Here is a 17,224-nt window from a genome sequence, read left to right on the forward strand (position 1 = left end):
TTGGGCGGCGGCATGACTGCACTCCGCCCGGCTCCGACCACCCGCACATACGGCGTCAACGGCATCGATCTGGCTGTCCACGAATGGCCGGCGGCCCCCGCTAGCCCATCCCACGCTTTGGATGCGCCGCCGCTGGTTTTCGCCCATGCGACCGGGTTTCACGGGCGGGTGTTCGATACCATCATCGCGCAGTTCCCGGCCCATGCCGCCTACGCGATCGACCTGCGCGGCCACGGACAATCGGGCGGCGGGCCGATTGCCGATTGGCGGTTGGTCGCCAGCGATGTCGCCGGGTTCCTCGAACAGGCGCAGATCAGCGGCGCGATCGGCATCGGGCATTCGATGGGGGCGCACACGCTGTTGCAGGTCGCCGCCGATCATCCGTCCGAGTTCAGCCGCCTGGTGCTATTCGATCCGGTGATCCTCGCGCCCGATTACTACACGGGGCCAGAGGCCCTGTTCACCGCCGACAACCCGCACCCGGCAAGCCGCCGCAAGCGCGATTTCGCGTCGCCCGAGGCGATGATGGAACGGTTCCGCGCGCGCGATCCCTATTGCCTGTTCGATGCGCGGGTGTTCGAGGATTACTGCCGCCACGGACTGGTCCCCGCCGCATCGGGCGAGGGATACGAACTGGCCTGCGCGCCCGAGGTCGAGGCCAGTGTTTACGCCTCCAGCCGCAGCAACGGCGCGATTCTGGAGGCGGCGAAGACCGTCATGCTGCCGGTGCTGGTGGTGCGCGCCAAGGCCAGTGACCTCACCGATTTCAAAAGCTCGCCGACCTGGCCGGAACTCGCTGCGATCCTGCCGCAGGGCGAAGATCTTTACCGTCCCGACCGGACCCATTTTCACCCGTTCGAAGACCCGGAAGATGCGGCGCGGATCATCGCCGGGATGATCGGCTGAGGGCGCCGGGTTTCGGCAAATGTTTCACGTGAAACATTGCTAGCTGCTCACCCCGCCGCCGCCAACAGATCGCGCAGATCGCCGCGTACGCGGGCGATCTCCTCTGGCCGGGCGCGGGCGAAGTTCGCGCCGATCTGGCTTGCCAGTCCGCCGTAGAATGTGACGAGACTGCCGTGCAGCGGGTGTTCGGGCGCGACCGAGCGGGCGAGCCACAAGGTGATCGTCTGCGCCCGCGTCAGCGCCTCGCGCGGGATGGTATCCGGGTCGCGCTCCAATGCCAGCAGCGCCTGCCCAAGCGCGGCGATCGCTTCCTCCAGACAGATGCGGGTGAGATCGGCAGCGCTCGACGCTTCGACCCGGGCGTCGAGTTCGACCCGGCGATAGGCGGCGGCGGGATTGCGGGAAAGCAGTTGCATGTCCGGTGCTCTCTCAGTTGTCCGCCGACCAGATATCGACCTGCTGGCGAATGAAGGTCAGCGTCGATTGCGAGGCCGCGACCCGGCGTTCGGACGCAGCCAGATCGCGGGTCAGGCGTTCGCGCAAATTTTCCTGCTGTTCGGCGATCCGGGCCAGCCGATCGTCGCTGCGTTCGAGCTGCGCCTCGAACCGTCGCACCGATCCGCCCAGCGATCCGGGATCGTTGACGAGGCTGTTGTCGCGCGCAAACCGGTCAATGGTGGCGAACACGCCCGAAGGCCCGACGGTGAACATCGCGGCGACCGCATTCGGGCTGGTTTCGAGCGCCTGATTGAGCCGCGCCGTGTCCAGCCGGAAGGTACCGTCACGGTTCAGCACAAGCCCCAGATCGGCCAGCGTGCGCGGCTCCCCCGCACCTGCGCCCGGCATCACCACCTGCCCGGCCAGTGCCGCCAGATCGCGGCGCAATTCGCGCGCGCCCGGATCATTGCCAAGCTCGCCGCCGAGCGGGGAGGCGAGGTCTTTCACCTGCGCGGAAATATCGTTCAGCGCCGCGACGAAATCGCTCATCACACCGGAAATCGCATCGGTGTTGTTGGCGAAGGTCAGGCTGGTCGGCGCTCCGGTGTTGGTGCCGGTGAGGTTGAGGGTGAAACCGCCCGGCAGCCCGGTGACGCGGTTGGAGGCGCTGGTCATCGCTACGGTATCGAGCAGGAATTCGGCATCGCTGGCGTCGGCGCGCAGTTCGCCTGCATCGCTGGCCGGGTTCCAGCCGAGGTAGCTGAGGTCGCCCGGCACCGCGCCGCCGCCCGCGCCTGCGGGTTCCAGCACAAAGCCGTTCGCCGCGCCCTCGGCGCCCTTCAGCACCAGCTGCGCGCCGTCGGCGCCAGTGGCGACATAGGCGCTCACCGCGCCGCCGCTTTCGCGGGTGATCCTGGCCGCCAGCGTCGCGAGCGTATCGTCGGAGGTGACAGTGATCGCCAGCGGATCGCGCGCGGCATCGGCGGTAAAGTTGCCAGCGCCCGCTGTACCGAACCGGATGTTCAGCGTGCCTTCGCCGACCAGATCATCGCGGCTGGCATAGGCATTGCCGACCAGCGTCTGCCCCTGCGCAAGGCTGGTGACTTCGAGCGAGTATGTGCCGCGCGGGGATAGTCCAGCAGGCACGCTGACCCGCGCCACGCCGGGATTGCCCAGCTCGCCGCGCGGGGCGAGATCGCCATTGCGGATCCGGTCGCCCAAGGCACTGGCAAGGCTGGTCACGGCATTGCGCAATTGCCCGGCGGCGGAAATCTGCGCTTCGAGCGTTTCGCGCCGCGCCTCCACGGTGTTGCGCTGAAAGGCAAAGCTGGCGTCGGAGATATTGCTGGCGAGTGCGATAAAATCGATGCCGCTGCCTGCGCCAAGCGCCGAGATGATCGAGGAGCCGGGATTTTCCATGTCCTGAATAACGGACATCAGCGGCGGGGTTTAAGCCTGCATCGGCAGCTTTCCATCGCCGTCGAAACACAATTCGGGTGGCACCGCCACCGCCGGGCGGCGCGGGTGCTGGCCGCGTTTCAGCGCCAGCACGAACGCCACCAGCGAAGCGATCGCGACATACAGCTCCTCGCGCACCATCTGGTTCGGCTGCGTGGTGAAATAGACTGCGCGGGCAAGCTGCGGATATTCCAGCACGGGCAGCCCATCCTCGCCTGCGATCTCGCGCATGGCGAGCGCGGTATCGCCGCGCCCCTTGGCCAACACCACCGGAGCAGGTGCCAGCGCGGGATCATAGGTCAGCGCGACCGCGAAATGCAGCGGGTTGACGATCACGAACTGCGCCTCCTTCATCGCCTTGGCGACCCCGCCGCGCGCCAGATCGCGCTGACGCTGGCGGCGGGCGGATTTCATCTCGGGCGAGCCTTCGGCCTGCTTGTGCTCGTCGCGCATGTCCTGCAGGCTCATCTTCAGCCGCTTGTCGCGCTGGAAACGTTGCAGCGGATAATCGATCATTGCGATCACCGCGAGCCCGGCCAGCAGTGCGCCGACCAGCCCGGTAATCGCCCCGGTCGCAATCCCGATCTGCGCCTCCAGCGGGCTGCGGCCCAGCACCAGCAGCGCAGGCAGCTGCGCCGCTGCCCAGAACCACGCGATCCCGCCCAGCAAGCCCAGTTTCAGCAGGCCCTTGCCCAGCTCGATCAACCCCTGCCAGCCGAAAATCCGTTTCAGCCCGGAAAGCGGGTTGATGCGCGAGGCCTTGAACGCCGCATTGCCGGGGACGAAGCGCCCTTCGCCCAGCAGCAATTGCGAAACCACCGTCACCAGCGCCGCTATCAGCCCCAGCGCCATCACCGGCGGCAGGATCGCGGCGGCAGCATTCGCCATCGCTGCGCCTGGCGCAAACCCGTCGAGCGCGCCGCGATCGAACATGAAGCCTGCGCGGGCCGTCGCCGCCATGCTGTCCGCCAGCCACGGCCCCAGGCCCAGCAGCGCCAGCGCACCGGTGCCGGTCGCGGCCACGGTGGCCACCTCCTTCGACCGCAGCACATCGCCCTTCTTGGCGGCATCGCTGCGGCGCTTGGGGGTGGGATCGAATGTCTTTTCACCCGGAGTTTCTTCAGCCATCAGCGCGGCTCCTGCGTGACCAGCGTCGTGGCCTGATCCAGCCCGGCCTCGATCACGCCTGCGAACTGTTCCACCATCACCGGGATGGCGATGATCAGCGCGGCGATCCCCGCCAGCACGCCTGCAGGCAGGCCGAGCGCGAACAGGTTGAGCGCCGGGGCCGAGCGCGCGACCATCCCGGTCACCACCTGAACCAGCAGCAGCACCAGCACGACCGGCAGCGCGATGGCGGCTGCGGTGGCGAGGCCATACCCCATGAACATCACCACGCTCTGCGCCCGCCACGTCCCGAAGGCGAATTCGCCTGCAGGCAGCAATCGGTAGCTTTCGATCAGCAGTTCGAACCACAGCAGATGCGCGCCGATGGCGTAGAACAGCAGGCTGAGCACAAGCCCGAAAAACGTGCCCAGCGCGCCCGATTGCGCGCCGCTGCTGGGATCGATCGAGGTGGCGATGGCAAGGCCCATGGTGCCCGAAATCTGCTCGGCCGCGATCAGCGGGATTGCAAAGGCGAGTTGCAGCACGAACCCCAGTGCGGCGCCGACCAGCATTTCATGGAGCACGGCGAGGACGGCGGCGAAACTCAGCATCGCAGGCGCTGGCGCGAGCGGCACCCAGGTCGCAACGAAGAACCCCAAAACGATGCTGAGCAGGATGCGCACCGGCGCGGGCACGGCCATGCCGCCCACCATCGGCGCGGCCATCAGCGCTGCGCCGCAGCGGATCGACAGGAAGAATATCTGCCACAACTGCCCTTCAAGGCTGCCCAAGCCGAAATCGAGCACGTTCACCCGGTCACGCTCCGGTTCGGGCGATCTGGGCGACCTGCGCCATGATCTCGCGCATAAAATCGGCCAGCAGGCCCATCATCGCCGCCCCCAGCACCACAAACACCAGTGCGGTCACAGCCAGTTTCGGGATGAAGCTGAGCGTCTGTTCATTGACCGATGTCGCGGCCTGAATGATGCCGACGACAAGGCCGACCACCAGCGCCGCGATCAGCGCAGGCCCGGCGATCAGCGCGGTGACCCACAGCGTCTGGTCGGCCAGCGCGAGGAGGGCGGCGTCTTCCTGCATCAGGCGAAGCTCATCGCTAGGCTGCCCATCAGCAGCGCCCAGCCATCGACCAGCACGAACAGCAAAAGCTTGAACGGCAGAGATATAATTGTGGGGCTGAGCATCATCATGCCGAGGCTCATCAGCACGCTCGCCACCACCAGATCGATCACCAGAAACGGCAGGAAGATCATGAAGCCGATCTGGAACGCCGTTTCCAATTCGCTGGTGACGAAGGCGGGAAGCAGGATCGAGAACGGCACGTCCGCGCCGCTGGCAAACGTCCCACCCCCGGCAATATCGGTGAACATCATCAGGTTCGCTTCACGCGTCTGGCGCAGCATGAAAGCGTGGAATGCCTCTCCGCCCTGCGCGATGGCCGCATCGGCGCCGATCGTCCCGGCGGCATAGGGCGCAATCGCCTGCGCGTTCACCAGTTCCAGCGTCGGCGCCATCACGAACAGCGACAGGAACAGCGCGAGCCCCGCCAGCACCTGTCCCGGCGGCGAGCCTTGCAGGCCCAACGCCTGCCGCAATATCGCCAGCACCACCAGAATGCGCAGGAAGCTTGTCATCATCAGCACCAACGCGGGCAGGATGGTGAGCAGGCTCATCACTACCAGCAATTGCAGCGACAGGCTCAGCGGGCTGTCCCCCTCTGCATTGCCCGCGCCGTTCTCGCCAAGCGCGCGCTCGATCGCGGAGCCGACACCGGCGGTGATCGGATCGGGCGCAGGCGCCGCGGCGTGGGCCATATCGGGCAGGGCCAGAAACATGGTTAACGCAGCAAGGCATGCCAGGGCCGTGCGGGCAATCGACGACGCGCGCATTACTCGCTCTCCGGCTTTTCGGCAGGGGTTTCGGCCAGCCGCACCATCCCGTGGCGCGATAGGCCGAGCAGGATCTCGCGCTCGCGGAACCGCACCACGGCGAGCTTCACACCCGGCGCGATCAGGCTGGTTTCGATCAATTGCAGATGCCGCCCGCCCCCGCGCGTTCCGGCACCCGGTTGTCCGGCAAGCCGCGTCTGCATCGCGCGGGTCAGCCACAGGCTTCCCCAGATCAGCCCCGCCAGCAGCGGCAGCAGCAGCGCAAGGCGCAGAAGATATTCGAGCATCGCCCCGCCCTGTCAGAGCACGTCGGCCGCGCCGAATGCCGGATCGGCGGGCGCAGCGGAACCGGCGGCATCGGCGGTCGCAGGCATGGGGGGCACGTCCTGCCCGTCCTCGCCCACCAGATGGACGATGCGCAAGGCAAAGCGGCCCTTTTCCGCCACCACCTCGCCGCGGGCGATCACCCGGCCATTGGCGGTCACGTCGAGCAGTTCATCGGTCAGCCGGTCGAGCGCAACGGTGCTGCCTTCGCCGAGCTGGAGGACATCGCGCAGCGGCATTTGCGTGCGGCCCAGTTCGACCGACAGGCGCACGGCAACCGCGCCGAAGCGGTGGAATTGCGAAGGGTTGAATTCACTCATCGGGCAGATCCTTCTGCGGGAAAACGGGCGAGGCGGATCGCCATGCGGTCTTCGAACGTGCCGATGCTGCCATGTGCGATCAGCTTTTCGCCCATCATCAGCGGCACCTGCCGGCCCATCGCCAGCGGGATGCACGCTCCGGGCGCGAGAGACTGGAGCCGGGCCACCGACAGATCGACCTCGGCCAGCACCACATGCAGCGGCAGCGGGATGGCGGCGAAGGGTGCGGCGATGGTGCCGGCCGGGGTCCGCTTGGCCGGGTTGCCTGATTGCGGGCGTGTGTGGCCGGGGGCAGGCAGCAGGCGTTCCATCCGCTCGGCGGCAATCGCCAGAACGCAGCGCCATTCGCGGCCGTCCCGGTTGGCGACCAAAATCGTGAACAGCAGCGCTTCGCCTTCGGGATCGAACGGCTTCAGGCGCGCGGCGGTTTCGCTGCGGACGATCACCTCGCCGCCGGTCGCCGCGCCGTTGACCGGGTCGGCACCGTGACTGATCAGGGTGATCGCCTGCGCGATGGTGGAGGCCGCCTCGTCCACCAGCAGCGCGGCAGAGCGCGGAAGCTGATCGGGGGCATTATCGGTCCGCGCGCCGTCACCGCCGAAAGAACGGTCCGTCAACGCGATTGCAGTGGCGAAGTCGAAGGATAGCAGCACAGTCTCGCTACTCGAACCACCCGACGAACCCACGCGCAGCAGGCAATTGGCCGCGATCGGGCCGATGCGGGCAAGCGCGGCGCTGCCGGACAGGGTTTCAGGCTCGGAAACGCTCACGTCAAGCCGGTCGCCCGACAACAGGCCGGACAGATCTTCGGCCAACGCGCGCGCCAGATCGCGCCGCCATGCCGTCAGCAGCACCGCGCGTTCTTCAGGGCGCGGCCCGCGGCCGGATGAATGGGTGGTCAGTTCGCGGCAATGCTGCGCGGCGGTGCGGGCAGCGGCGAATTCGTGCTGCATCCTCATTGGACCAGGAACCCGCGGAAATGCACTGCGTCAATGCCGCCGAAACCTTCGTTTTCCTCGAGCACCGCGTTGATCGCCTTGGTCAGCCGCGCCGCCAGTTTCTGCTTGCCGGTGACATCATAGACTTCGGCCTCGGATGTCGCCGCCAACTGGGCGATGATCGCCGAACGGATCGCGAGTTCGTGGTTGTGGACCCATTGCAGCACGCGGCCATCGCGCCGGGTCGACACCGCCAGTTCGACCTGGACCAGGCCGGGCGAGTCCGCGAGGTTGGAGGTGAAGCTTTCCTCGAAGCTGTAATAGGCGGTGCGATATTTGCTGCCGCCTTCGCCGTAGACGGGCGCAGCCGCGTCCTTTTCCTTCTCGGCGCCGGGCAGGGGGTAGGGATCGTCCTCGCCCTTGAGCACTAGCTTGGGCTCATCCGGCTCGGCCACGCCCTTGTCGCCGCCGAACAGGCCCGCGGCATAGGCGCCGTAAGCCCCGCCCGCGCCCAGCCCGAGCAGCAGCACCGCGCCGAGGACGAGCTTTATCATCCCGCCCTTGCCGCCGGTTTCAGTGTCCTTGTCGGCTTTGTCCTTGGCCTTGGCCATGGCAGTTCAACTCCCTCTTGCAGCGGCGCCGTTCAGGCGAATAATCCGCGTTCGCGGTGGTCTGGGCGATCACTGTCCGGCCCACCGGCAGACGCGGCCTCGTCGGCGCGGTGCTGCTGGTGGCGTTGGTGCTGCGAGGCCCCTTCGTCGCGCTGACCGGATTGCGCCAAGTATGGTTGAGACGATCCTTGCCCCGACCCTGGGGAAGACCCGTAGCGCTGTTCGGATGCGGCGGAGCCTTGGCCGGAATTTGCGCCCGTTCCGGTGCTCGCGGTTTCTGCCGAAGCGGTGACGGCGCGTTCTGCCAGCGCGGTCTGAACCGCCGGGACAAAGCCCGGGTCGCGGCTGGCCAGCACCGCGCGCCAATCCTGCGCAGCGCCGGTGGCTTCGATGCGCAGCGAGATCATGCCGAATTCGGCGTGGCGCAAGGTCATCTCGGGCCGCGCAGCGCGCAGCGCCTCGCGGATGTCGCCGACCTGCGCGATGGCGCTTTCCACTTGCGGGGCGGGCGTGCGTAGCTCGGCGCGTTCGGCGGAGGGAGAGATTGGGCCGACCGGAGTTGGCTGGCCGAGCGCGTTGGCTGCGGGTTGCTGGGTCGGGGTGCTGGACGGGGCAAACGGAAGCGCGGGCTCGGCCGAATCGGCCAGCAGCGCGCTGGAAGCCGAGCCTTCAGGCGCGTCATCGACAATCGGTTCCAGCGACGCGGCAAGCGCGCGCGTTGCAGTTGTGCTGCGCAACCCGGCGGGCAGTGCCGCAGGGACGGGCGCGGGGACGGCAGCAGGGCCGGACGCAAGGTTATCAGGAGGGGCAAGCGGCGCGGCCATGGCCAGCAACACAGCCGTGCCGGGCTGCGGGGCGCTCGCTCCACCACCAACCGTCACTGCGTCCGCACCATTATGCAAGGCGGGGGCGCCGCGCGGCGGTAACTGAGGGGCGGCGGCAGTCTGAGGAATGATCGGCGCAGGTGGCACATCCGCGCCGGACGGCGGCAAGGCCGTGCCGGTCTGCGGCGGAATTGTGCCGGGCGGCAAGGGCGCTTCGCCAGCAGGATCGGGCAGGAGCGCCGTCCCCGGAGGCATAGGCAGCGCAGCAGGCTCCACCGGTTCAGCCACAGGCAGGCCGGGCAAGGCGACCGGTGAGGCCGCGTCGGGCGAAAGCATCTCCTCGGCGGGAAGGGCGGCATCGAGCAGCCCGGCGAAATCGAGCGTTGCGCTTCCCCGTTCCGACCGTGCTCCCGCCTGCCGCGGCAGCGACGGGGCAGAGCCGGAAGCGGCAGACAGATCGGGCAAGAAGGAGATCATCACAGTGTCCTTGAAGGCGGGTCGAACAGGGCATGGCAATCACGGTTGCGGTTTGGACTGCAACTTGCGTGCCAGCAGCGGCGCTTCGGCTTCGGCGCGGCGCAGTTTCAACGCCCCAAGCGCGGCGCGTGCCTCGCCCTCGTGCTCGGCAAGGCGTTTGGCGCGGGTCTCTGCCTGCGCCAGTGTGTCGGCCTGCCATGCGGACTGGCGCGCGGCATCCTCCGCGGCATCGGCGGCACTGGCGGCAAGCTGGACGAGGCTGGCGGTAAACACGGCGCGCGCGGCGAACACTTCGGCCGCCATCGCGCCGGGTTGCGGCGTGCTGGAGGCAACCAGCTGGCGGCTGCGTTCGGCCAGAGCCGTGCTGCGCGCCTCGGCATCGAGCGCTTGGGCGAGGCCTGCGAGCGCTTGGCGCCGCGCCACCTTTGCGATCAGCGCCTGCCGCCGGATCAGCGCAAGACGGCGTGCCTCACGCAACCGCGCCCTCCATCAGCGCGGTGAGCGCTGCGTGGCTGGCGGCAAGCGGCTCGGCGCCCCCGCGTTCCTGCGTCAGGAAGCCATCGATCGTCCCGCTCAGCGCCAATGCGGTGTCGAGCAGCGGGTCGCTTCCGGCGCGATAGGCACCCATCAGCACCAGATCGCGATTGCTCTCGCGCGCGGCGATCAGCGCCCGCAGACGGCGCGCGGCGCGGGCGATATCGGGCGTGACCAGATCATCCATCACCCGGCTCAGCGAAGCGGGCACGTCGATCGCCGGGTAATGCCCGCGCTGGGCCAATTCGCGCGACAGCACGATATGACCATCCAGAATGGCGCGGGCGGTATCGACCACCGGATCATTGGCGTCGTCGCCATCGGCGAGCACGGTATAGATCCCGGTGACCGCTCCGCCGGTGCGCGCCGAATTGCCCGCACGCTCCACCAGCCGGGTGATCGCGGCGAGCGCGGATGGCGGATAGCCGCGCGCCGCACCGGGTTCCCCCAGCACCAGCGCGAGTTCGCGCGCGGCATGCGCGACGCGGGTCAGGCTGTCGAGGATCAGCAGCACGCGCTTGCCCTGACCGCGGAAATATTCGGCAATGGCACTGGCATATTGCGCCGCGCGCAGCCGCAGGTTGGGAGCGTGATCGGCGGGCACCGCGACCACCACGATCTTTCCGCGCCGATGGCCTGCCATGTGGCGGTTCACGAAATCGGACACCTCGCGCGCGCGCTCTCCGATCAGCGCGACCACGGTGACATCAGCGACCGCGTGGCCCGCGATGGTATCGACCAGCACCGATTTGCCGACCCCCGATCCCGCCATGATGCCGAGCCTCTGGCCGACGCCCATTGTGGCAAGCGCGTTGATCGCGCGCACGCCGCAATCGAACGGGGCTGCGACACTGGCGCGTTCCAATGCGCCTTCGCGTTGTCCGGCGAGCGGCCAGGCGTGCGGCAGATTGAGCCGCGGCCCGCCATCGATCGGCGCGCCCAGTGCATCGACAGCGCGGCCCAGCAAGGCCTCGCCCACGCGCACCTCGCCCGGATTGCCCAGACCGCGCACGCTTGCACGCGGGCGCAACAACATCGTGTCGCCCAGCAGCATCATCAGCGAATGCCCGGCGCGAAAGCCGATCACTTCGGCGAGGCAATCGCTGGCCCCCCTGTTCTCGGCGCCGTTTTCGATCACGCCGAGCGAGCCGACCGGCAGCGGCAGGCCCGCGACTTCGATCAGCCCGCCGTCGCAGGCGACCACGCGGCCCATCCGCACCGGCCCTGTATCGACTGGCGCGGCGCGCATCCGCGCCAGATCGAGCTGCAATTCGGCGATCATCCGCGCACCGCAGCGGCTATTGCGCGGCGCCAGTCGGCGGGGCCTTCGCGCACTGCGCCGTCCGGCCCTTCGAGTAGCAGCGCGCCGCGTTCCAGCGCGCTGTCGGCGATCACCGTCCAATCGCCGAGCGCGTCCGGGCCAAGGTGGTCGATGTCATCGGGATGGAGATGCAGCCGCAATGCGTCCGCTGCGCCGCCGATCCGTGCCGCAGCCGTGCGGCAGCGGGCGAGCAGTTTGTCGCGATCGGTCGCATGATCGGCCAGCACCCCATCGCACAGCGCGATCACGGTTTCGGCCAGATCATCGGCAAGCACCTCCAGCGCGGCTTCATCCAGAGTGCGGAATGCCAGCCGCAGCGCACGCTGCCTTGCGGCATCGCGCTGCGCCTCGGCCAAGGCGGCGGCGCGGCCTGCCGCTTCGCCTTCCGTATAGGCCAGCGCCAGCGCGTCTGGCGCAGGATCGGGATCCGGCGCAGGCTCCAGTTCAACGGCAAGGTCGGGCTCCGCCGACGGCGTACCGAACGGCAGCGCCTCGCGGAACTCCGCCGGTGCGCTTAGCAGCGCCAGCCAGCCGGGCTCGGGCGATGAGGGCGCGGCCAGCGCGCCGAGCCACTCAGACGAATTCGCCATCACCGCTTCCGATCACGATTTCGCCCGCTTCGGCAAGGCTGCGTGCGATGTCGACAATCGCCTTCTGCGCGGCGACAACCTCGCTCTTGGGCAGGCGACCGCGCAGTTCGATCTCGTCCTTGACCCCGTCGGCCGCGCGGCTCGACATGGCGGCGAAGAACGGCGCACGCTCGGGTTCCTTGAGGCCTTTCAAAGCATCGATCAGCTTTTCCGATTCCACATCGCGCAGCAGACGGCCCATCGCCATCGGATCGAGATCGAACAGCATTTCGAAGGTGAACAGCTCCTCCTCGATGCTTGTCGCCAGCGGGCCGTCGCGCTCCGCGATCGCCGGGAGCACCGTGTGACGCAGGTCGCCTGCAGCAAGGTTGATGAGGCTGGCAGCCTCGCGCGGGCCGCCCAGCGCCAGCGCCGCCGCGCCGAAGCTGGCCGTGATGCGCTGGGTCAGCAGGGTATCGATCGCAGCGATGGCGTGCGCAGAAACCGGGCCGCTTTTCGCCACGCGTTCGACCACCATGGTCTGCAATTCGAACGGCAGCGCGGCCAGCACTTCGGCAGCGGGTTCGGGTTCGATCAGCAACAGCAGCGCCGCGATTACCTGCGGGTGTTCGTCCTCGATCAGGCGGACCAGCACCGGCGGCACCAGCCAGCGCGCCATTTCCAGAGTGCGCGGACGGGCCTGCGGCTCGATCCGCTGCATCATGCTGTCCGCCCGCGCCGGGCCGATCGCGCGATCGAGCAAGGCGCGCACCCGGTCATCACGGCCGCGCTGGGGCAGCATCTCGCGCCCCGCCTCGGCGGCGAAGTCTGCCAAGGCTTCGGCCATGCGGGACTGGTCGATTTCGCCCAGCGCCATCATCGCCGCGCCGAGCCGTTCGAGTTCGGCGGGGCTGAGCCGGCCAAGGATGCCGCTGGCTTCCTCGTCGCCCAGCAGCATCAGGAACACCGCCGCGCGGTCGATCCGGCTCAGCAGGGTTTCGGACGCAGATGCATCGCCTGCGGTGTCGAGAACAAGGTCGATGCTCATGTTGCGCTCGCCTCCACGCTGGCATCGGGTGCGGCGAGCATCCGCTGCAAGGCTTCGACCGCGCGTTCGGGCTGGCTGGTGGCAAGCTGCCGCGCGAGTTCGACCTGACGCGGCAGATCGCCGAGTGCCACGCCGTCCACGCCCGGCGCCAACGGCTCTCCCGCATCGGCCAACAAGACGGCAGCGTCATCGGCGGGGGCTGCCTGGGCAGCAGGTTCGCCGCGCCCGCGCAGCTTTCCGATCAGCGGGCGTACCGCCAGCATCAGCACCAGCAGCACCGCCAGCAGCGCCGTGCCGTAACGCACCAGCATCGCAAACCACGGCTGTTCGTAGAAGGCGGGTGGTTCGAGGTTCGACGGTTCGAACTTGCTGGCCACCACTTCCACGCGGTCACCGCGCTCGGCATTGGCGCCCACGGCGGCACCCACCAGCGCTTCGAGCTGGGCGGCGGTCATCGGCGCGGCCTTCTTCAAGGCTTCGTCGCTGACCGCGACCGCGACCGAAAGCTTGGTCAAGCCGCCCGGACGGGTGCTGGTGACAGCAACCTCGCGCCCAAGTTCATAGCTGCGCTGCACCGCGCTTTCGGTGTCGGTTCCGTTGGCGGCGGCAGGGGCTGCGGGCTGCGGCGGGCCATCGACCAGCGTCGCATCAGGCGGCGGGGTGTTGGCGGGAACCCCCGGCACGCCGCCGACCGGCTCTGCGCCGCTGCGGGTGGCGTTGCGTTCGCTTTCGTTGCGGACGACGCCTTCCTTCTCGTAGCTTTCGCGCGCCGAGGTGACCTCGTTCTGGTCAAGCTCGGCCTGCACCTGCGCCGAATAATTGCCTTCGCCCAGCAGGGGCAGCAGCAGCGCATCGATCTGATCGCGCAGCTTGGATTCGAATTCGCGCTGCAGCACGAGGCTATCCAGCGCTTCCTCGCGCGGGGAGGACAGCAGCCGGCCGTTCTGGTCGACCACCCGCACCGCATCCGCGCTCAAGCCCGGCACGGATGCCGCGACGAGATTGACGATCGCTTCGACCTGGCTCTGCGACAGGCTGCGCCCGCCCACCAGCCGCAGCATCACCGATGCCGAGGGCGCGTTGTTCTCGCGCACGAACACCGATCGTTCGGGCGTGGCGAGGTGGACCCGCACGCTCTCGATCCCGTCGATCTCGCGGATCGTCAGCATCAATTCGCGTTCGCGCGCCAGTCGCAGGCGTTCGCCTTCCAGCGTGCGCGAGGTGCCGAGCGGCATCGCGTCGAGCATCTCGCTCGCACCCTGCGGCGCGGCAATCCCGGCGTCGCTGGCAACCAGCATCCGGGCGCGGTAGAGATCGTTTTCGGACACAGACAAGGCGCCGGTCTGGTTGTCGATGGCATAGCCGATCCCGCCCGCTTCCAGCGTTTCGACCACCTTGGCGCGCTCGCTGTCGGTCAGGCTGGAATAGAGCAGGCGGTCAGGCCCGGACGCCAGCGTCATCCACAGCATCCCCGCCGCCGCCAGCGCGCCGACCCCGGCAAGGGCGGGCAGTGCACGCGACAGCGCGGGCTGCGCCAGAAATCCGGCGACCGGCTCAGGCAGCATGGTGCGCCAGCTCGGCTGAGGCGGCGCGGCGGGAAGACCCGCAGCATCAGCGGCCACGGCAAGACTTGTCTCGGCCATCTAATCAGCCCCCCATCCGCATGATGTCCTGGTAGGCAGTGAGCAGCTTGTTGCGCACTTGCAGGGTCGCCTCGAAGGCGACTCCCGCTTCCTGCCGGGCCAGCATCACTTCCGCGATGTCGGTTACCTGGCCGCGTTCATACGCGACCTGCATTTCGGACGAGCGCTGCTGCACGGAGTTCACCTGTTGCAGCGCATTGTTGAGCGTATCAGCGAAGCCGGCGGCAGGCACATTGGCCGGGCCGGTTGCAGGCGGCGCGGCGCTGGCCGCGCGCACATCCTGAAGCGCGGCGCTGCGGGAAAGCACCTGCTGGCGCAGCGCCATCACGTCGGCCGCACCGAAACCGGGACGAATCGTGCTCATGCACGGCCTCCCGCAGCGGCAGCGGCCATCACGCCGTTCGCGCGCATCGAGGCGAGGCGATAACGCAGGGTGCGTTCCGAGATGCCGAGGCTGCGCGCGGTCGCGCTGCGGTTGCCGTCATGGCTGGCGAGCGCACCGAGGATCGCCTGCGATTCCGAGGCGAAGGCGACATCGGACAGCGTGCGGGCAGCAGCAGCGGAAGGTGCGGTGTCGGTAACGGGGCTTGCACCGCCGTCACTCACCGCGCGCACTGCGGTATCGAACATGATGTGCTCCGCCATGATCGTGGGGCCTTCGCCAGCCAACAGGATCGCGCGGCGGATCACGTTTTCCAGCTCGCGGACATTGCCCGGCCATGCGTGGGTTTCCAGCAGCGCCAGTGCCGCCGCGTCGATCCAGCCCGGCTGTCCGGGCGCGGATGCATGACGCAGCAGCATTCCGAAGGCGAGCGGGGCGATATCGCCCGGCCGGTCGCGCAAGGCGGGGATGCGCAGGGGAAAGACATTGAGGCGGTAGAGCAGATCTTCGCGGAACCGCCCGGCTTCGACCTCGGCGGCGAGGTGCCGGTTGGTGCAGGCGATGATCCGCACGTCGACCTTGATCGGGCGGGTCGCGCCCAGCGGCAGCACCTCGCCTTCCTGCAAGGCGCGCAGCAGCTTGGATTGCAGCGCCAACGGCAATTCGCCGATTTCGTCGAGCAGCAGCGTGCCCTTGTCGGCGGCACGGAACAGCCCTTCGGCCGCATCGGCCGCGCCGGTAAAGGCGCCCTTCTTGTGGCCGAACAGCAGAGCTTCGAGCATCGCTTCGGGCATCGCCGCGCAATTGACCGCCACGAACGGGCCGGTCCCGCGCGGGGAGAGATGGTGGACGAACCGCGCCAGCACTTCCTTGCCGGTGCCGGTCGGCCCTTCGAGCAGCACCGGAATGTCGCTGGCGGAAATGCGTTCGGCCAGTGTCAGCAGCGCCATCGATTGCGCATCGCCCGCGATCGGCCAGCCGCCATGCGCCGATGCCGCGAGCAGCGCGGCGCGTGCAGGGGCTAGGGCGGCGGGATCATAGGCGAGGTTAATGCGGTTAGGGCCGGTGAGCGTCAGCGCGGGTGCGTCGGTGTGGGTTAAACCGATCCCGATCATGCCGGGGCCGCGGGCTGCGCCATCGCCGAACATGATCCGTTCGCGCTGCCAGCGGCGGCCCATCAGCGGCACCGTTGCGCCGATCAGCGCGTCATGGCCTGCGTCTTGTCCCGCAGATTCGACTTCTGGCGGGATCGCCCCTGTGCGCGCCGGAATGGTCATGAATTCGCCCCTGTTCTTACCTGATGGCAAGCTTTTGCCGCCCGGACGTCAAACATGTTGCAAATTTAAGCCCCCGTAGCTTCCCTTAGCCGCCTGCGGGCCAGAGAGGGTTCGGCGTGACCCAGGGGTACGGCAGACTGTGGCCGGGGCGGCAAAAAACCTGCTTAAACATCCCGGCGACCGGCCGATCTAAGGGCCAGCAGCGACGGGCCTGTTCGTCCTGCCTGACCATTCGGGAGTTACCAATATGTCCGTTATCAACACCAATATCTCGGCCCTGCGCGCCACCAATTCCAGCGTTTCGGCGGGCAACATGCTCGGCACCGCGATGGAGCGTCTGTCGACCGGCAAGCGCATCAACTCGGCCAAGGACGATGCCGCCGGCCTCGCGATTGCCGCTTCGATGACCTCGCAGATCCGCGGCATGGCGCAGGGCGTGCGCAACGCCAATGACGGTATCAGCCTTGCCCAGACCGCAGAAGGCGCACTTGAAGAAGTCACCAACATGCTGCAGCGGATGCGCGAATTGTCGGTGCAGTCCGCAAACGGCACCTATTCGACCGAAGACGTCGCCAACCTCACTGCGGAAAAGGATGCGCTTGCTGCCCAGATCACCGAAGTGGTCGAAAACACCACCTTCAACGGCAAAAACTTGTTCTCCACCGCGACCAACACCATCAACATTCAGGCCGGGGCAGAACTTGTCGATCAGATCAGCGTCACGCTGCCTGAACTCGATGTGGCCGGGGGCGCGCTTGCCGGCGTCGTTACCGCCGGTGCTTCGGTCGCTGCGGCCACGCTCGATAACTACGACACCGCGATCGGTGCCGTAACCACGGCGCGCGCGGGTCTGGGTGCGGTGCAGAACCGCCTGCAGTCGGCGGTGAACAACCTCACCAATGTTTCGACCAACCTCACCGACGCCCGTTCGCGCATCGAAGACGCCGATTATTCGACGGAAACCACCAACCTCGCCAAGGCGCAGATCCTCGGCCAGGCGTCCACCGCGATGCTGGCCCAGGCCAACCAGTCGCAGCAGAACGTGCTGTCGCTGCTGCGGTAAATTCCGCCGCAATAACCTGCGTCGTCCTTGCCCCCTAGGGGCGACCACCAAGCCCGGAGCCGCAAGGCTCCGGGCTT

The 17,224-nt window shown here is 68.0% G+C and carries 20 protein-coding genes; 2 read left to right on the forward strand and 18 right to left on the reverse strand.

Annotated features, from left to right (window positions below; translation table 11 throughout):
- The first annotated feature begins 12 nt into the window (after positions 1–12).
- Positions 13–906, forward strand: coding sequence for an alpha/beta hydrolase (locus Q0L48_RS07170; protein ID WP_296719004.1), 894 nt, complete (start codon positions 13–15; stop codon positions 904–906).
- Positions 907–953: 47 nt separating this feature from the next.
- Here the strand turns inward: Q0L48_RS07170 and Q0L48_RS07175 are convergent, their stop codons facing one another.
- From Q0L48_RS07175 to Q0L48_RS07260, 18 genes are all read right to left on the reverse strand, one after another.
- Positions 954–1,322: a hypothetical protein gene (locus Q0L48_RS07175; protein WP_296719006.1), complete on the reverse strand. Its 369-nt coding sequence runs from the start codon at positions 1,320–1,322 to the stop codon at positions 954–956.
- Positions 1,323–1,335: 13 nt separating this feature from the next.
- On the reverse strand, positions 1,336–2,781 hold the full coding sequence (gene fliD / locus Q0L48_RS07180) for a flagellar filament capping protein FliD (protein WP_296719008.1): 1,446 nt from the start codon (positions 2,779–2,781) through the stop codon (positions 1,336–1,338).
- A gap of 12 nt (positions 2,782–2,793) precedes the next feature.
- Positions 2,794–3,930, reverse strand: a complete 1,137-nt coding sequence (locus Q0L48_RS07185; protein ID WP_296719010.1) for a flagellar biosynthesis protein FlhB — start codon at positions 3,928–3,930, stop codon at positions 2,794–2,796.
- On the reverse strand, positions 3,930–4,721 hold the full coding sequence (locus Q0L48_RS07190) for a flagellar biosynthetic protein FliR (protein ID WP_296719013.1): 792 nt from the start codon (positions 4,719–4,721) through the stop codon (positions 3,930–3,932). Before Q0L48_RS07190 ends, Q0L48_RS07185 begins: the two co-directional genes overlap by 1 nt.
- Positions 4,722–4,725: 4 nt before the next feature.
- Positions 4,726–5,007: a flagellar biosynthetic protein FliQ gene (locus tag Q0L48_RS07195; RefSeq protein ID WP_296719015.1), complete on the reverse strand. Its 282-nt coding sequence runs from the start codon at positions 5,005–5,007 to the stop codon at positions 4,726–4,728.
- Positions 5,007–5,741 (reverse strand): flagellar type III secretion system pore protein FliP, encoded by a 735-nt coding sequence (fliP, locus tag Q0L48_RS07200; RefSeq protein ID WP_296719678.1) that lies wholly within the window; start codon positions 5,739–5,741, stop codon positions 5,007–5,009. The genes Q0L48_RS07195 and fliP overlap by 1 nt, the downstream gene beginning before the upstream one ends.
- 74 nt (positions 5,742–5,815) lie before the next feature.
- Positions 5,816–6,103, reverse strand: a complete 288-nt coding sequence (locus Q0L48_RS07205) for a flagellar biosynthetic protein FliO (protein ID WP_296719018.1) — start codon at positions 6,101–6,103, stop codon at positions 5,816–5,818.
- A 12-nt stretch (positions 6,104–6,115) separates the two neighbouring features.
- Positions 6,116–6,460, reverse strand: a complete 345-nt coding sequence (locus Q0L48_RS07210; RefSeq protein WP_296719019.1) for a FliM/FliN family flagellar motor switch protein — start codon at positions 6,458–6,460, stop codon at positions 6,116–6,118.
- Positions 6,457–7,419 carry a FliM/FliN family flagellar motor C-terminal domain-containing protein gene (locus tag Q0L48_RS07215; protein ID WP_296719021.1) on the reverse strand — a complete coding sequence of 321 codons (963 nt, stop codon included), beginning with the start codon at positions 7,417–7,419 and terminating at the stop codon, positions 6,457–6,459. Before Q0L48_RS07215 ends, Q0L48_RS07210 begins: the two co-directional genes overlap by 4 nt.
- The gene (locus tag Q0L48_RS07220) at positions 7,416–8,009 is read right to left on the reverse strand and encodes a flagellar basal body-associated FliL family protein (protein WP_296719023.1); all 594 of its coding nucleotides are present in this window, start codon (positions 8,007–8,009) and stop codon (positions 7,416–7,418) included. Before Q0L48_RS07220 ends, Q0L48_RS07215 begins: the two co-directional genes overlap by 4 nt.
- 32 nt (positions 8,010–8,041) lie before the next feature.
- Complete coding sequence (locus Q0L48_RS07225) at positions 8,042–9,310, reverse strand: hypothetical protein (protein WP_296719026.1); 1,269 nt, start codon at positions 9,308–9,310, stop codon at positions 8,042–8,044.
- 39 nt (positions 9,311–9,349) lie between these two features.
- Positions 9,350–9,787 (reverse strand): hypothetical protein, encoded by a 438-nt coding sequence (locus Q0L48_RS07230; protein WP_296719029.1) that lies wholly within the window; start codon positions 9,785–9,787, stop codon positions 9,350–9,352.
- Positions 9,780–11,126, reverse strand: a complete 1,347-nt coding sequence (locus tag Q0L48_RS07235) for a FliI/YscN family ATPase (RefSeq protein WP_296719031.1) — start codon at positions 11,124–11,126, stop codon at positions 9,780–9,782. The genes Q0L48_RS07230 and Q0L48_RS07235 overlap by 8 nt, the downstream gene beginning before the upstream one ends.
- Positions 11,123–11,755 (reverse strand): FliH/SctL family protein, encoded by a 633-nt coding sequence (locus tag Q0L48_RS07240; RefSeq protein WP_296719034.1) that lies wholly within the window; start codon positions 11,753–11,755, stop codon positions 11,123–11,125. The genes Q0L48_RS07235 and Q0L48_RS07240 overlap by 4 nt, the downstream gene beginning before the upstream one ends.
- Positions 11,739–12,782, reverse strand: a complete 1,044-nt coding sequence (gene fliG, locus Q0L48_RS07245) for a flagellar motor switch protein FliG (RefSeq protein WP_296719037.1) — start codon at positions 12,780–12,782, stop codon at positions 11,739–11,741. The genes Q0L48_RS07240 and fliG overlap by 17 nt, the downstream gene beginning before the upstream one ends.
- Positions 12,779–14,425 (reverse strand): flagellar basal-body MS-ring/collar protein FliF, encoded by a 1,647-nt coding sequence (gene fliF / locus Q0L48_RS07250; RefSeq protein ID WP_296719040.1) that lies wholly within the window; start codon positions 14,423–14,425, stop codon positions 12,779–12,781. Before fliF ends, fliG begins: the two co-directional genes overlap by 4 nt.
- 4 nt (positions 14,426–14,429) lie before the next feature.
- Positions 14,430–14,789: a flagellar hook-basal body complex protein FliE gene (fliE, locus tag Q0L48_RS07255; protein WP_296719044.1), complete on the reverse strand. Its 360-nt coding sequence runs from the start codon at positions 14,787–14,789 to the stop codon at positions 14,430–14,432.
- Positions 14,786–16,084 (reverse strand): sigma 54-interacting transcriptional regulator, encoded by a 1,299-nt coding sequence (locus Q0L48_RS07260; RefSeq protein WP_296719046.1) that lies wholly within the window; start codon positions 16,082–16,084, stop codon positions 14,786–14,788. The genes fliE and Q0L48_RS07260 overlap by 4 nt, the downstream gene beginning before the upstream one ends.
- 247 nt (positions 16,085–16,331) lie before the next feature.
- Here Q0L48_RS07260 and Q0L48_RS07265 point away from each other — a divergent pair, with 247 nt between their 5' ends.
- Positions 16,332–17,147, forward strand: coding sequence for a flagellin (locus Q0L48_RS07265; protein ID WP_296719048.1), 816 nt, complete (start codon positions 16,332–16,334; stop codon positions 17,145–17,147).
- Positions 17,148–17,224: the final 77 nt, after the last annotated feature.

The sequence above is a fragment of the Erythrobacter sp. genome, assembly GCF_024305245.1.
Taxonomy (GTDB): Bacteria; Pseudomonadota; Alphaproteobacteria; order Sphingomonadales; family Sphingomonadaceae; genus Erythrobacter.

Excerpts from the sequence above, each read along its gene's own strand:
- Q0L48_RS07170 (WP_296719004.1), top strand. The coding sequence starts at position 13 with ATGACTGCACTCCGCCCGGCTCCGACCACCCGCACATACGGCGTCAAC.
- Q0L48_RS07175 (WP_296719006.1), bottom strand. The coding sequence starts at position 1,322 with ATGCAACTGCTTTCCCGCAATCCCGCCGCCGCCTATCGCCGGGTCGAA.
- fliD (WP_296719008.1), bottom strand. The coding sequence starts at position 2,781 with ATGTCCGTTATTCAGGACATGGAAAATCCCGGCTCCTCGATCATCTCG.
- Q0L48_RS07185 (WP_296719010.1), bottom strand. The coding sequence starts at position 3,930 with ATGGCTGAAGAAACTCCGGGTGAAAAGACATTCGATCCCACCCCCAAG.
- Q0L48_RS07195 (WP_296719015.1), bottom strand. The coding sequence starts at position 5,007 with ATGCAGGAAGACGCCGCCCTCCTCGCGCTGGCCGACCAGACGCTGTGG.
- fliP (WP_296719678.1), bottom strand. The coding sequence starts at position 5,741 with ATGGCCCACGCCGCGGCGCCTGCGCCCGATCCGATCACCGCCGGTGTC.
- Q0L48_RS07205 (WP_296719018.1), bottom strand. The coding sequence starts at position 6,103 with ATGCTCGAATATCTTCTGCGCCTTGCGCTGCTGCTGCCGCTGCTGGCG.
- Q0L48_RS07210 (WP_296719019.1), bottom strand. The coding sequence starts at position 6,460 with ATGAGTGAATTCAACCCTTCGCAATTCCACCGCTTCGGCGCGGTTGCC.
- Q0L48_RS07215 (WP_296719021.1), bottom strand. The coding sequence starts at position 7,419 with ATGAGGATGCAGCACGAATTCGCCGCTGCCCGCACCGCCGCGCAGCAT.
- Q0L48_RS07220 (WP_296719023.1), bottom strand. The coding sequence starts at position 8,009 with ATGGCCAAGGCCAAGGACAAAGCCGACAAGGACACTGAAACCGGCGGC.
- Q0L48_RS07225 (WP_296719026.1), bottom strand. The coding sequence starts at position 9,310 with ATGATCTCCTTCTTGCCCGATCTGTCTGCCGCTTCCGGCTCTGCCCCG.
- Q0L48_RS07235 (WP_296719031.1), bottom strand. The coding sequence starts at position 11,126 with ATGATCGCCGAATTGCAGCTCGATCTGGCGCGGATGCGCGCCGCGCCA.
- Q0L48_RS07240 (WP_296719034.1), bottom strand. The coding sequence starts at position 11,755 with ATGGCGAATTCGTCTGAGTGGCTCGGCGCGCTGGCCGCGCCCTCATCG.
- fliG (WP_296719037.1), bottom strand. The coding sequence starts at position 12,782 with ATGAGCATCGACCTTGTTCTCGACACCGCAGGCGATGCATCTGCGTCC.
- fliF (WP_296719040.1), bottom strand. The coding sequence starts at position 14,425 with ATGGCCGAGACAAGTCTTGCCGTGGCCGCTGATGCTGCGGGTCTTCCC.
- fliE (WP_296719044.1), bottom strand. The coding sequence starts at position 14,789 with ATGAGCACGATTCGTCCCGGTTTCGGTGCGGCCGACGTGATGGCGCTG.
- Q0L48_RS07260 (WP_296719046.1), bottom strand. The coding sequence starts at position 16,084 with ATGACCATTCCGGCGCGCACAGGGGCGATCCCGCCAGAAGTCGAATCT.
- Q0L48_RS07265 (WP_296719048.1), top strand. The coding sequence starts at position 16,332 with ATGTCCGTTATCAACACCAATATCTCGGCCCTGCGCGCCACCAATTCC.